We start from the raw sequence: 13,920 nt of genomic DNA, 5'->3' as shown, positions 1-13,920 counted from the left end.
CTCAGGCTGGTCGGCCCCGACTGCACGCAAGTCGTTCAGTGAGATTTGTGCAATGTTCAATTTCGGCGCGATCAGGCGACTGGCTGGCCATCGGCATCAATAAAACGCGCTAAAGGGTCCGCCGTGTGGACGGACAGCTGACCTTTCCGGGTTGGGACATGGTTGGCATCCTGCCCGCCAGACATGGTGGTGCATGGCTTTTGCTCCTGCAAAGTTCGAGGGGCGACTATGTCGGCTTGCAGAACTATCTGTTGAATTCACTGAATAAGTAGACGATTCAGGAAGGCATAATTCGGATTTTGAGTATAAACATGGACACGGATGCGCTTCGCTTGTTTGTGCTGGCGGCGGAAAAACTGAACATCAGCGCCGCCGGGCGGCAGCTGGGCCTTGCTCCCGCGGTGGCCGGGGCGCGGCTGGCCAAGTTGGAAAACACGTTAGGGGCGGATTTGCTGCATCGCAGTACCCGAAAGGTGTCGCTGTCCTTGGAGGGTGCCGAGTTCCTGCCCTATGCGCGTGAGATCTTGGCGCAGGAAGACGCTGCACGGGCCGCGCTGGGGCAGGGTAAAACGCGCCCAAGCGGCGTCCTGCGTTTCACCGCGCCGAGCACCTTTGCCCAGCTTTATGTCGCGCCATTGCTGCCGGATTTTCTGCAGGAGTTCCCGGAGATGACGCTGGACCTGCGCCTGTCGGACAGCATCTTTGACCTGATCGAAGGCAGTTTCGATCTGGCCATACGCAATTCACCGTTGGCAGACACCAGTCTCAAAGGGCGCAAGCTGGCTGATGACCGGCGGGTGCTGTGCGCCTCGCCGGAGTATATCGCCCGGAACGGCACGCCAGCACATCCAGATGATCTGACCGGGCATCAGCTGATCGCGTTCAAGCACCAATCCGCACGCCCCCTGACAGGGCCGGACGGAGCCGCAGGAGAATTCGATCCGCGTCGGTCCCAAAGTCGGCTGATCCTCGATGACGGGCTGACCCAGAAACTGGCAACCGTGGCGGGGGCGGGAATTTCGATCAACTCGCTGTGGAGCGTGCACCAGGACCTGCAGTCCGGTACGCTGGTGCAGGTGCTGCCGGGCTATGAGGTCGCTGACAAATCCGTGCTTTGGCTGGTCTATCCCAAGGCCAACGTGCTGTCGCCAAAGGTGCGAGCCTTCATGGATTTCCTGATCGACCGGATTGGCAAGGCGCCAGCCTGGGAGACGCCTGCCGACGCGGCTTGAAGTGAAGAGGGGCCGTCGCGAGGCGCGATTTGTCCGGGCGGGCGTCTGGTCAAGCTTCTGGCCATGCCCATCTTGCGACGGATCTTGTTGAACGGCTGCAATCAGTTTCCAGCGGTAGACTTCGAGCGGAATGGCGGCGTAGCGGACCACAGGTACACGAAGGTTGATGTTTATGGTGGCGATTACCCTTCCATGCCACGCGGGGTATTCCGCATGTTGATCGGTCTTGCGGATGTGATGATCAACAGTGGCGCCATCGTCAGGACTGCTGGTCGACACAACGTGACGATCCTGCCGCAGCGCTCTTGGGTCTTACGAGGTTAGGGCATCGCAGGGAGACTCGGCTATCGTGAACTAGACCCGCTTAGCGTGCTGACGAAGGGGGCGCGGACCTTACTGTGAATTCAAACGGGCGGTGATCGTGCCACCCATTCAATTCGCAAAACCCATGCGGTTGAGAACGCAGGGACAAGACTGGCCGCATTGGGAATGGAAAAAGCCTATTCTCGGGCGCTTTGTTCGGTGGCATAGTCAGCCGTCACAGATGGGGGCAGCAGCCACGAAAACTTGTACGCCATCTGGGCCTTGCCGTCGTCGTCCCGCATCGCGGGGCGTTTCTTCCAGGTGTAGTCAATGCTTCTCGATCTCGGTTCCCATCAGCCTCAGGCCGCACTTCTTCTGGTGGCGGTTGTTTTCGCCTTGTTCTTGACCGAGCGTTTCGCAGCCGAGGTCACCGCACTTGGCGGTGTAGCGGTGGCGTTGGTGCTCGGCCTTGCAACCACGGACGACGTCCTGAAGGCGCTGAGCAACTCCGCCCCGGCAACCATCGGCGCGATGTTCGTGCTGAGCGCCGCGCTGGTGCGGACCGGAGTGCTTGAAGCCGTTGCAGAGACACTTGGACGAGGCATGTTGCTGCGCCCGAAGCGAACGATTGTCCTTTTCTTCGCCCTTGCGGCTGTCGCTTCGGCGTTCATGAACAATACACCAGTGCTGATGATCCTGATCCCGGTGGTCTTTGGCATTGCTCGCCAGCTTGGAGCCAGCGCTTCACGCTACCTCATGCCGCTGAGTTTTGTCGTCATCATGGGCGGCACATGCACCCTGATCGGCACATCGACCAATATCCTGGTGGACGGGGTCGCCCGCGATCTCGATCTCGCTCCATTCACGCTGTTCGAAATTGCTCCGCTCGGTCTTGCGCTGGCGCTCGTGGGCAGCTGCTATCTCGCGCTCGCTGCTCCGCGACTATTGCCGGAGCGGACGGCAACCGCCAAGATGCATGCCCCGCATAGCAGCCGGTCCTGGCGCGTCGAACTCTTCGTGCCTGCGGCTTCGCCCTTGATCGGGCGCAAGGCTAGCGATGTTGCCGATTTCAAGCGCAGCACCACGCGGTTGGTAGATCTCATCCGGGACGATATCTCGCTTCGACACGACCTGCAGAACGCGGTCCTGCAAGCGGGTGACCGGGTCATAGTCCATGCGTCAGACAGCGAGGTGGTCGGGTTTCGTGAAAAAGGTGCTCGGGGGCTTGTCATCCCCGGGTTGGAATCTGCGACTGCCCAGCGTCATCAGGTCATTGAGGTCTTGGTGAAAGACCGGAAGGGAAGCTTCGCAGAGCTCGGTTGGCGGCGTAGCCACGGGGTCTATCCGATTGCTTTGCATCGGAGAGGCAGCGCGCTGGACCTGCGTGATGAAAGCTTGCATCTTCAGCCCGGCGACACGGTGCTCCTTGATGGGCGGGAAGAGGACATTGCCCGCCTCGCTCGGGAAGAGGGTCTGATACTTCTCGCGCCGCTCCAGGCGCGCGCGTTTCGGCGCAGCAAGGCACCGATTGCGCTGGCAGTTCTGACGCTGGTGGTGCTGGGGGCGGCGCTCAATCTTGCGCCAATCCTGCCGCTGGCGATCATTGGCGCGGCGGTCGTCCTGCTGACCCGCTGCGTCGAGCCGGACGAGGGTATCGGCGCCATCGACGGTCGCCTGCTTCTGCTGATCGTCTGCATGCTGGTGCTGGGAACAGCGATGGAGCGCAGCGGTGCCATGGCCCTGATCGTCGACGGGCTGTCAGGGCCGCTGACACAGCTGAGCCCCGTCCTCGCGCTGGCGCTGATCTACGCGGCAACCTCGGTGCTGACCGAGGTGGTCACCAACAATGCCGTGGCGGTGATCATGACCCCGATCGCCGTCGGCGTCGCCAGTGCACTGGGGCTCGATCCCCGCGCCTTTGTCGTGGTCGTGATGTTTGGTGCGAGTGCCAGCTTTGCCACCCCCATCGGCTATCAGACCAACACGATGGTCTATAACGCCGGCGGCTACCGCTTTGGCGACTTTTTGCGGCTGGGCCTGCCGATGAACATCCTGGCCGGGCTGGTGACGGTCCTGCTTGCCCCGGTGATTTGGCCGTTGCAGCCTTGAAGGTCATGGCCAGAGCAGCCAGAGATAACCGCCGTAACCCGCCAGCAGCACCAGTCCCTCCCGGCGGCTGACCCGGCGCCCGGTTGCGGCAAAGATAACCAGAACGGCACTGACCCCGACCATCAGTGGCGCATCGATCGTCACGATCTCGTCAGGCACCGCGCCCGGCGCAATCAGCGCTGTCGTGCCGCCGATGCCGAGGATGTTGTAGATGTTCGACCCGACGATATTGCCGAAAGCCACATCGCCCTGACGCCGCACCGCCGCAATCACCGAGGTCACCAGCTCTGGCAGGGAGGTGCCGACCGCGACGATGGTCAGCCCGATCACCGTCTCGCCGATGCCGCTGGCGCGGGCCAAGGCCACCGCCCCGCTGACCAGCAGCGCGCCGCCAAGCACCACCAGTACGAGCCCGGCAAGGGCAAGCAGCAACGGCAGGAAAAGGGGCTGGCGCAGCGAAGGGCGGCCAAGGCCGGGGTCGGCCTGCAGCAAGGCGGCGCTTTTGTCATGGATCGCCCCCTGTACGCCGGTGGCACGCTCCTGCCGGATGACAATGGCGATATAGGCGGCCAGGGCAATGGCGAACACCGCACCGAGAAGGCGGCCCATGGGCAGCAGGGCGGACAGCACGGCGAAGACCAGGGCCACGCCAAGCATCAGGGCGGCGTCGCGCCGCAGCGCGGCTTCGGCGACGATGATCGGGCAGATCAGCGCCGAAACGCCCCCGATCAACAGGATGTTCGCGATGTTGGAGCCGACGATATTGCCATAGGCGATGCCCGGCGATCCGGCGAGACCGGCCTGCACTGACGTCACCAGTTCCGGCATCGAGGTTCCGAACCCGACAAGCGTCAGCCCGATGACCAGCGGCGACACGCCCAGCCGCTCCGCAGCCTGAACCGCTCCACGCACCAGCAACTCGCCGCCAACTACCAGCAGGAAAAAACCGCCGATCAGGAGCCCCAAAGTCTCGGTCATGTCATACTCCGACGCTGTTCGATCAGCGCATTGCCGTGCAAGTGGCGACCCGGATGATGGTCTTCAAGCCCCCGGCGATGCGCGGGTGGTGAAAGTTTAACGCACCTGGCAGATTTCTATCGACGCGGGTCCCGATGTCAGCCCCGTAAGTGTTTCAAGTCCCATGGTGGTGTCATGCCCCTACACCAGCGTTTAGGCGGAAGAGTCTTTCCCGACTGCCAGTTCAATCGGAATTACAAAGGGTGGAAAAGCATCTCTTTGCGCAGTTCGGCCAAATGCAAAGACCTGTTAGGTTGCGGTAGTTGCATCCAGTGGTCACCGCTAACTGTTGTCGTGCGACTAATTCTCGTCGCTTATGGGGGGCCGTGATTTCGACGGGGAGTGCAATGCGAAGGATCGCCAAGGCGAAAGACCGCAAAGTCTTTGGGGCTCTTGTATTTTGCGAAAGGTATCGCAAGAACGGGAGTTTAGGCTAGATTTATCCTATGGATTATGAAAACTCGGCTAAAGCCTCGGATCTCGCTCTGACACATCGCGCTGAGTACTTGGAATATTCGGCGCTGGTCGCAAAGGCGCTCTGAACTCACAAAGGGGACTTTGGGCATGATTGCGCGTAACAAGGTTGTCACGACCGGTGTGGCCGATGGTCGGCCCCTTGTTTTCATTCACGGCTTTGGTTGTGATCAGTCCATGTGGCGGCAGGTCGTGCCGAGTCTCGCCGACGACTTCCGCATTGTGACCTACGATCTGACGGGCATGGGGCAGTCGGATCTTTCAGCCTACGACCCTGAACGCTACGCCGACCTGCAGGCGCATGCCCAGGACCTGCTGGACATCATCGATGAACTCGGGCTGGTACAGCCGGTGGTGGTCGGCCATTCCATTGGTGCCACCATTGCGCTGCTGGCGGCCAACCAGGAGCCGCAAAAGCTGTCCCGGCTCGTTCTGGTTTCTCCGACGCCATGTTTCCTGAACGATGACGCACAGGGGTATCACGGCGGTTTTTCACAAGAAGATCTTGAGGAGCTCATCTCGTTTCTGGACGAGAACCATCTGGGGTGGTCCGCCCAGATGGCACCGATGATCGCTGGTCAGCCGGCCGGTGCTCCGGCGGCTGACGAACTCACCAAGGGTTTCTGCCGCACCGACCCCGCCATTGCCCAGCATTTCGGTCGTGTAACGTTCTTCGCGGATGAACGTTCAGCATTTGAAAAGGCAGCCTGCCCGTCCCTTATCCTGCATTGTGACGATGATGCCCTGGTGCCGATGCAGGTCGCGGAGTGGATGCGTGACCGAACGCCGGGCGCGACCCTGAAAGTGCTGAAGGCCACCGGTCACTGTCCGCATATGACCGTGCCGTCCGACGTGGTCGCGGCAATCCGCGCTTATCTCAAAGCCATTTAAGCGCCATGTACGACAAAGAGGAGCTTCGCTCAGCTTTTGCGGAACTTTTGGAGGATGCGCCATGCGGGATCGTCGTGACTGACCCGGATGGACGGCTGCAATATGTCAACGAGACACTGTCGCGGTGGTTGAACCTGCCGGCCAATGGGGAAGAGCGTCCGCAACGTTTGCCGGAACTCATGACAGGCCCCGGGAAGCTGTACTACGAGACACTTCTGGCGCCGATGATGAGGTTGCAGGGGTTCGCCCGCGAGATTTCCTGTTCCATGAAGGTGCGGAACGGTTCCAACCTGCCCGTGCTGCTTAGCGGGGTGGCGCGACAGGATTCCGAAGGAAACCCTGTCCGCTTTGACTACACAATTTTCGACGCCCGCGAACGCCGCCTGTACGAGGATCAATTGCGGGCGGCGCGGCGCGAGGCGGATGAGCTTGCGGCCATCGTCCGAACATCGCCGAATGGCATCCTTCGTGTCGAGGAGGATGGTGTTATCCTGCGCTGGAACGCCGGCGCAGAGCGGCTTTTGGGGCGGGGCTTCGACGCTGTTCAGGGGCTCCGCGTTCAGGATGAGATCCGGTTCGAAGAGGACCCGGACTGGTTTCCGAGGGCCGTCGAAACCTGCAAAAGCGCGCCGGAAGCCGTGTTCGAGACCGTCGATGGCAAGGGTCAGCACTTTGAGATCACCGTGGTGCCGATCCGGGAGCACGAGGTCGGACCGAAAAGAAATTTCTCGATTGTTCTGCGTGACATATCGGCCCGCAAGAAGGCCGAACTACGTCTGAAGGTCGCAATGAACGAAATGAAGCACCGCATCAAGAATACCCTTGCGGTGGTCGCGGGTATGGCTAAGCAAACCCTTCCGGCAGAATTCCGTGCAAGCTTCATCGGTCGGCTTCAGGCCATGTCCAAGGCACATGATATCCTCACAAGTGAAGATCATAAATCTGCGGACCTCATGGAGCTGCTCACGCTGACCGCGGATGAGGCCGGGGGGGCACAACGTTTTCGCATCAAGGGTATCACCGCGATGCTCCCATCCGAGCAGGTGACAAGCCTGTCGATGGCCCTGCACGAGCTGACGACCAACGCTCTCAAATATGGCGCGTTGTCTGAGCCTGAAGGCTATGTCGAGGTGACCTGCGAAAAGATTGAAGACACGGGCGATTTGCTGCGGCTGGTCTGGCAGGAATGCAAAGGCCCTCCCGTCGTCACGCCAACGCGCAGAGGCTTCGGCAGCAAGATGATCGACACGATCCTGAAGTTTGATCTCGGCGGGGAGGTGGAGGTTGACTACCGATCCGACGGGCTTCGGTGCGTTATTACGTTCCGCGTCTGAGATTGGCACCTGTGCGCCTGAGTGAGGGATGTGGATTACGCGGGAGGACAACATCGCCGCGCTCTGCCGTCGACACCCTGGTCGGGTCTGGAATCGCCGTCAAAGGCTGTGTCGTCGTGAGTGGACCCGGGAAGAGACGCGTTTCGCCGGGCCTGCCAGACCCGGCGAAGTTAGTCCCAGACAGATGCGCGACTTAGGCGGTCATGTCCTGAGTCATGTGAGTGCCATCGGGGGTCGGGGCCGGCTCGACGACCATCGGTGACGCCGTCGGGTCGTCTCGCAGCGATTTACAGAGCCCCCAGACCATCGCGATGATCAGGAAGGAAATCGGAAACGCGGTCGCAATCAGCGCCGTCTGCAGGGCACTCAGCCCGCCCGACATCAACAACGCGATGGCGGTTGCGCCGATCCCGGCTCCCCAGATAACGCGGAACTTGTTCGGCGGGTTTTCGTCACCCATCGACAGCATGGTGGTGATCACCAGCGTGCCGGAATCCGCCGAGGTCACGAACCAGCTGACCAGCAGCACCGTCGCCAGCAAGGACAGGGGCCAGGCGGTCCAGCTCATGTCGCCCATCCAGGAGGTCTGCCCGATATTGGCGATGGTCCCGTACAGCGCCCCGGGCAGTTCCCAGTTGCGGACGGTGGCAATGATGCCTGCGCCGCCTTCCGCCGCCGGGCCGCCTGCCATGTGCATCTCCTGCCAGATCGCGGTGCCGCCGAAGATGCACAGCCAGAAGAATACCGCCGCCGTGGGCACGCACAGCACCCCGACCATGAACTCACGGATGGTCCGGCCATAGGAAATACGGGCAATGAAAATGCCGACCAAAGGTGCCCAAGCGATCCACCAGCCCCAGTAGAAGATGGTCCAGCCACCCTGCCAGGCGACATTTGCTTCTTCGGTTGCGGTCCAGAAGCCCATCGGAATGAAATTCCACAGGTAGTCCCCGACCGAGGTGATGAAGAACGCCAGCAGCCATTTCGCTGGTCCCAGCACCACAAAGGCCAGCAGCAGCGCGATCGACAACCAGATGTTCCATTCGGAGATGAACCGGATGCCACGCGCCACGCCGGACACGGTCGAGGCAGTGGCAATCACCGACACGATCACGATCAGCACGATCTTCAGGGTCAGCGTCACCTCCAGACCGAACAACACGTTCAGCCCGGTGGCGATCTGGGTCGACCCCAGTCCCAGCGAGGTCGCAATGCCGAAGACGGAACCGAACACCGCCAGCAGATCCACCACGTGCCCCCAGGGGCCATAGATCCGCTCGCCAAGGATCGGATACAGGGTCGAACGCATGGTCAGTGGCAGCTTCTTGCGGAACCCGAAATAGGCCAGGCACAGCCCGACCAGCACGTAGAGCGCCCAGCCATGGAAGCCCCAGTGGAAGAAGGCCACCCGCATCGCATCCCGGGCGCGCAGCATGTCCATTTCGGTGTGGCCTGCCATATCGGCATGCGGGTTGTTCGGGTAGCCGAAAGCACCGGAGTTGTCGAAATAGAAGATCGGCTCAGCCACGCCGAAGAACAGAATGCCAACCCCGATCCCGGCCGAAAACAGCATCGCGAACCAGCTGAAATTGCCGAATTCTGGGCGCGAGTCGTCCTCGCCCAACCGCAACTTGCCGAACTTGGAGGCCATCAGCCAGAAACAGAAGAACATGACGCCGATCAGCAGCGAAATGTAGTACCAGCTGAACCAGTCTTCGATCCAGGCGCGGACCGTTTTGTACAAGTCCGCGGCCAGATCGACATTCAAGACCGTAAAAATCACGAAAAAGACGATCATCGCTTTGGATGCCGTCCCCATCCCCGGATGCAGCCCGGCAAAGAAGCCGGACTTCGCCACCAGGCGGCTGTTGGGGTTGCTTTCAGACATTGTGGCCTCCCTTGACCTTTTGCTTTTCTGCCCGAGGTCTTCTGCCTCGGGTCTGCCCGACTTTCGGACCAGTAATTCGCCGTCCCCTTCGGCCTCAGTTCAAGAATGCGGGCCGGATTGGGGAGGGGGGCCGGCCCGCAAAGGAAGACCGGCAGCCTGCGCACCGCCGGTTTCCAATTCATCCCCGCTGGCCGACGTGGCGTCCGACGCCGTCGGGCAGCGGCAACCCGGCGTGCGCGCCAGCAAAACTGGCCAGCTTGTCAGCGACCTGGGGTGACGGCAGCGAGGTGCCGCGTGCGTTCAGGTCCATGTGCAGCAGCAGCGTCTCCACCGTCGCCGCCAGTTTTCCTTCGGGACCGAACAGCCTGTGGAACAGGTGCATCTTCTTGCCGGTCCCCTGCAGCACCTGGGTGGTCACGGTCAAAGCGTCGCCCTCGTGCAACTCGTCCAGAAAGCGGACGTGGTTCTCGACGGTGAAATAGCTTCCGCCTTCGGCGATGTACGCGGCATCGACGCCGATCATCTCCATGAAGCGGTCGGTGGCCTGGGCCGAGGCCTCAGTGTAATGCGCCTCGTTCATATGGCCATTGTAATCGGTCCAGCTCTGCGGAACCGTGCGGTTGACGGTTACCGGCAGGTCCACCGCCTCCGGAACGGGCAGCGTTGCCTCATGCGCGGTGATGACACCGCCTGCTCCGCTGCCAGATTTCTTTAGCGCCCGCATCATGCCGACCAGGTTGTCATCCCGCAGGCGCTCCAATTCACGGATGGACATGTGGCCGGATTGGGCATCCGATTGACCCGCGATCAGGTCGACCAGCTCTTCTGTGAACTCCGGCACATCCATCAGCTTGGTCCAGGGCCATTCGAGCGCCGGGCCGAACTGCGCCATGAAGTGCTTCATGCCCGCCTCACCGCCAGCAATCCGGTAGGTCTCGAACAGGCCCATCTGCGCCCACCTGAGGCCAAAGCCCATGCGGATCGCCTCGTCCAGCTCTTCGGTGGTGCAGATGCCGTCCTTGATCAGCCACAACCCCTCGCGCCAGACCGCTTCCAGCAGCCGGTCGGCAATATGCGCGTCGATCTCCTTGCGCACCGTGAGCGGGTACATGCCCACCTCACGCAACAGCTGCGAGGCCTGCGCGCAGGTGTCCGCATCGCCTACCAGCTCGACCAGCGGCAGCAGGTAGACCGGGTTGAACGGATGCGCGACCACGGCACGGGCACCTTCCGCGTTCAGCTCCGACGGCTTGAAGCCACTGGTGGACGAGCCGATCACCGCGCTAGCGGGTGCAAGGCTCTGGATCTGCGCGTGAATCTTGTGCTTCAGATCCAGCCGCTCCGGCACGCTTTCCTGAACCCAGTCCACACCCGTTACCGCATCCGCCATATCCGCGTGGAAGGTCAGCGTACCTTCCGGCGGCAGCGCCTTGTCATAGAGCGACGGCAGGCTGCGGCGCGCATTGGCCAGGACTTCGCCGATCTTGCGTTCCGCGTCGGGGTCCGGATCGAACACCCGCACGTTCCAGCCGTTCAATAGGAACCGCGCGGCCCATCCGCCACCGATGACGCCGCCGCCAATGATTGCTGCTGTTTTCATGATCTATCCTCTGATCGCCTTCCCTGCTCACCCTTCGGCGCACAGGCTGTAGAAGGGGGCACCCATGGCACGCCCCCTTGTTTGGCTTACTTCGCCACCAGCGCGCGTTTGGTCAGGCCCAGCTTCTCGCGGACCGCCTCGGGGCCGATGATCCGGGCGCCCATGCCCTCGATCACGCCCACCGCGCGTTCCACCAACTGCGCATTGGTGGCCAGAACGCCTTTCTCCAGGAACAGGTTGTCCTCGAGACCGACCCGCACGTTGCCGCCCGCCAGCACCGACTGTGCGGCATAGGGCATCTGATCCCGGCCGAGCGAGAATGCCGACCAGGTCCAGTCAGACGGCACGTTGTTGACCATCGCCATAAATGTGTTGAGGTCGTTCGGCGCGCCCCACGGCACCCCCATGCACAGCTGCACCAGTGCATTGGGCTCCAGAATACCCTCTTTCACCAGTTGCTTGGCAAACCACAGGTGGCCGGTGTCAAAGGCCTCGATCTCGGGTTTCACGCCGAGATCTGTCATCATCTGGCCCATCGCCCGCAGCATGCCGGGGGTGTTGGTCATCACGTAGTCGGCCTCGGCGAAGTTCATCGTGCCGCAGTCGAGGGTGCAGATTTCCGGCAGGCATTCGGCGATATGGGCCATCCGCTCGGTCGCGCCGATCATGTCGGTGGCCGCCTCGTTTACCGGCAGCGGCGCCTCGGTCGAGCCGAAGACGATGTCGCCGCCCATGCCAGCGGTGAGGTTCAGCACCACGTCCACCTCGGAATCTCGGATGCGCTCGGTCAGCTCGCGGTAGAGCGCCAGATCGCGCGAGGGCGCACCGGATTCCGGGTCGCGCACGTGGCAGTGGACAACCGCTGCACCAGCCTTGGCCGCTTCGATCGCGGACTCCGCGATCTGCTTGGGCGAGCGAGGCACATGGGGGGATTTGTCCTGGGTGCCGCCGGAGCCGGTGACGGCGCAGGTGATGAAGACGTCTCGGTTCATGGTCAGGGGCATGGTTTCGCTCCTTTTGGGGTCAGATTTGCAATTCGGGGAGATCCGCAAACAGCTCCAGCGCCTGAGGGTTGGCGAGGCCGGAGAGGTTGCGGACGGGCTGATTGTTCACCACGTCGCGCACCGCAAGCTCGGCGGTCTTGCCGGACTTGGTACGCGGGATATCGGCGACGGCGATGATTTTGGCAGGCACGTGGCGGGGCGAGGCCTGCTTGCGGATTTCCGTCCTGATCCGGGCGGCTAGTGTATCGTCCAGCACGGCGCCCTCAGCCGGCACCACAAAAAGAACCACGCGCACATCGTTGTCGAAGCTCTGGCCGACCACCACCGCGTCGGCGACATCATCAATCTTGTCGAGCTGGCGGTAGATCTCTGCGGTACCGATCCGCACACCGCCGGGGTTCAAAGTTGCGTCCGAGCGGCCCAGCACCACATAGCCGCCATGTTCCGTGCGGAGCATGTAATCACCCTGCCGCCAGGTATTCGGATAGGTCGCGAAATAGCTGGCGCGGAAACGCGCGTTGCCGGGATCGTTGAGGAACCGGGTGGGCATCGATGGATGCGCGTTGCGGCAAACCAGTTCGCCAGCAACACCCTCGACCGGTGCGCCCTGATCGTTCAGGGTCGCCACATCCAGCCCCAGCATCGGCGCCTGGATCTCGCCCTGATGCACCGGCAGCAGTGGGCAGCCGCCGACGAAACAGCCCAGGATATCGGTGCCCCCGCAGATCGAGGAAAGCTGCACATCCGCCTTCCAGTCGGCATAGACATGGGCAAAGCCCTCGGGCGACAGCGGCGAGCCGGTGGACAGAACCACCCGCAGAGCGCTCAGATCGTGGCTGTCCGCGGGCCGGTTCCGGCGCTTTAGCGACGCGTTTATGTATTTGGCGGAAATACCGAAATGGGTGACCTTCTCGGCTTCCGCCAGATCGAAAAGGCGGTGGATGCCGGGATATATCGGGTTGCCGTCGAAGAGCACGATCACGGCCTCGGAGGCCAGCGCCGCCACCTGCCAGTTCCACATCATCCAGTTGCAGGTGGTGTAGTAGAACATCCGGTCGCCCGGGTGCAGGTCGCAATGCAGCTGCTGCTCCACCAGCATTCTTAGCAATGTTCCGCCGCCAGAATGCTCTATGCACTTGGGCTTGCCGGTGGTGCCGGAGGAAAACATCACATACAGCGGATCGCGAAAGCCCATCGGACGGCAGTCCAGCGCCGGGGCGTCTTTTTGCTTGAAGGTCTCATAGGCCGTCATGCCCTTCGGCAGGTTCCCGGCATCGCCCGCATAAGGCCAGACCACGATGTTTTGGATCGATGGCACCCGAGCGGCGACCTCGGAAATTGCGGCGCGGGTCTCAAACGTTTTGCCGCTGTAGAAATACCCGTCAGCAGCGAACATCAGCTTGGGCTCGATCTGGCTGAACCGATCCACCACCACGGCTGGCCCGCTTTCTGGCGCGCAGGAAGACCAGACCGCCCCCAGCGAGGCCGTGGCCAGCATCGCCGCCACGGTCTGCGGCATGTTCGGCACGTAGCCTGCAACGTGATCGCCCGGCGCAATCCCGGCATCCCGCAGAGCAGCGGCGAGACGTTCAACCTCGCGCTTCAACTCGGCCCGGCTCCAGACCATGCGGTGGCCAGCTTCTCCGGTAAAAACGATGGCGTCGCGGCTGTCGGCGTTTTTCAGGAAGCTGTCCACGACGTTCAGCCGTGCCTCAGGGAAGAACCGAACCTTCGTCGGATCGGGGTGCGCCTGCAGTGGGACACTCCCTTTATCGCCAACCAGCCCGCAGAACTCCCAGGCCAGCGGCCAGAACACCAGCGGCTGCGCTACCGACCACGCGTGCAGATCCGCAAAGCTCTTCAGGGCCAGGCCGGAACCCATCGCGGCCTCGGCCATGAAATCGGACAGCAAGGGTTTGCGGCGCGCCGAAAGATCCGGCTGCCAGAGAGGCTGGGCGGTCATGAGGGAAGTCTCGGATGTTGAATGAGCCGGTGTCGGCTCGGCGTCAGCGGATCGTCAAGTGACTTGACTTCCCGTACGATTAGCGCAGGAGTTGACGCAACGTTT

General features: G+C 62.0%; 9 protein-coding genes. 4 read left to right on the top strand and 5 right to left on the bottom strand.

The window, feature by feature from the left end; genetic code table 11:
- Positions 1–311 precede the first annotated feature (311 nt).
- Positions 312–1,232: a LysR family transcriptional regulator gene (locus AB9K35_RS02795; RefSeq protein ID WP_369924375.1), complete on the top strand. Its 921-nt coding sequence runs from the start codon at positions 312–314 to the stop codon at positions 1,230–1,232.
- A 633-nt stretch (positions 1,233–1,865) separates the two neighbouring features.
- Positions 1,866–3,644: an SLC13 family permease gene (locus AB9K35_RS02790; protein WP_369924373.1), complete on the top strand. Its 1,779-nt coding sequence runs from the start codon at positions 1,866–1,868 to the stop codon at positions 3,642–3,644.
- A 3-nt stretch (positions 3,645–3,647) separates the two neighbouring features.
- Here AB9K35_RS02790 and AB9K35_RS02785 read toward each other — a convergent pair whose 3' ends face one another.
- Positions 3,648–4,622 (bottom strand): calcium/sodium antiporter, encoded by a 975-nt coding sequence (locus tag AB9K35_RS02785; RefSeq protein WP_369924371.1) that lies wholly within the window; start codon positions 4,620–4,622, stop codon positions 3,648–3,650.
- A 603-nt stretch (positions 4,623–5,225) separates the two neighbouring features.
- Here AB9K35_RS02785 and AB9K35_RS02780 point away from each other — a divergent pair.
- Complete coding sequence (locus AB9K35_RS02780) at positions 5,226–6,026, top strand: alpha/beta fold hydrolase (RefSeq protein ID WP_369924396.1); 801 nt, start codon at positions 5,226–5,228, stop codon at positions 6,024–6,026.
- 5 nt (positions 6,027–6,031) lie between these two features.
- The gene (locus AB9K35_RS02775) at positions 6,032–7,360 is read left to right on the top strand and encodes a sensor histidine kinase (protein ID WP_369924369.1); all 1,329 of its coding nucleotides are present in this window, start codon (positions 6,032–6,034) and stop codon (positions 7,358–7,360) included.
- Positions 7,361–7,553: 193 nt separating this feature from the next.
- Here AB9K35_RS02775 and AB9K35_RS02770 read toward each other — a convergent pair whose 3' ends face one another.
- The 4 genes from AB9K35_RS02770 to AB9K35_RS02755 form a co-directional block, all read right to left on the bottom strand.
- Positions 7,554–9,248, bottom strand: coding sequence for a BCCT family transporter (locus AB9K35_RS02770; protein ID WP_369924367.1), 1,695 nt, complete (start codon positions 9,246–9,248; stop codon positions 7,554–7,556).
- A 178-nt stretch (positions 9,249–9,426) separates the two neighbouring features.
- Positions 9,427–10,848, bottom strand: a complete 1,422-nt coding sequence (locus AB9K35_RS02765; protein ID WP_369924365.1) for a carnitine 3-dehydrogenase — start codon at positions 10,846–10,848, stop codon at positions 9,427–9,429.
- Between the two features lie 86 nt (positions 10,849–10,934).
- Positions 10,935–11,852 (bottom strand): 3-keto-5-aminohexanoate cleavage protein, encoded by a 918-nt coding sequence (locus AB9K35_RS02760; RefSeq protein WP_369924363.1) that lies wholly within the window; start codon positions 11,850–11,852, stop codon positions 10,935–10,937.
- A gap of 19 nt (positions 11,853–11,871) precedes the next feature.
- On the bottom strand, positions 11,872–13,815 hold the full coding sequence (locus AB9K35_RS02755; RefSeq protein WP_369924362.1) for an acetoacetate--CoA ligase: 1,944 nt from the start codon (positions 13,813–13,815) through the stop codon (positions 11,872–11,874).
- Positions 13,816–13,920: the final 105 nt, after the last annotated feature.

Origin of the sequence: Leisingera sp. XS_AS12, assembly GCF_041224635.1 — a bacterium.
GTDB lineage: Bacteria > Pseudomonadota > Alphaproteobacteria > Rhodobacterales > Rhodobacteraceae > Leisingera.
Note: the sequence above shows the minus strand (reverse complement) of the source record. Positions and strands in the feature narration are given on the sequence as shown.

Excerpts from the sequence above, each read along its gene's own strand:
- AB9K35_RS02795 (WP_369924375.1), top strand. The coding sequence starts at position 312 with ATGGACACGGATGCGCTTCGCTTGTTTGTGCTGGCGGCGGAAAAACTG.
- AB9K35_RS02755 (WP_369924362.1), bottom strand. The coding sequence starts at position 13,815 with ATGACCGCCCAGCCTCTCTGGCAGCCGGATCTTTCGGCGCGCCGCAAA.
- AB9K35_RS02780 (WP_369924396.1), top strand. The coding sequence starts at position 5,226 with ATGATTGCGCGTAACAAGGTTGTCACGACCGGTGTGGCCGATGGTCGG.
- AB9K35_RS02765 (WP_369924365.1), bottom strand. The coding sequence starts at position 10,848 with ATGAAAACAGCAGCAATCATTGGCGGCGGCGTCATCGGTGGCGGATGG.
- AB9K35_RS02760 (WP_369924363.1), bottom strand. The coding sequence starts at position 11,852 with ATGCCCCTGACCATGAACCGAGACGTCTTCATCACCTGCGCCGTCACC.
- AB9K35_RS02775 (WP_369924369.1), top strand. The coding sequence starts at position 6,032 with ATGTACGACAAAGAGGAGCTTCGCTCAGCTTTTGCGGAACTTTTGGAG.
- AB9K35_RS02790 (WP_369924373.1), top strand. The coding sequence starts at position 1,866 with ATGCTTCTCGATCTCGGTTCCCATCAGCCTCAGGCCGCACTTCTTCTG.
- AB9K35_RS02785 (WP_369924371.1), bottom strand. The coding sequence starts at position 4,622 with ATGACCGAGACTTTGGGGCTCCTGATCGGCGGTTTTTTCCTGCTGGTA.
- AB9K35_RS02770 (WP_369924367.1), bottom strand. The coding sequence starts at position 9,248 with ATGTCTGAAAGCAACCCCAACAGCCGCCTGGTGGCGAAGTCCGGCTTC.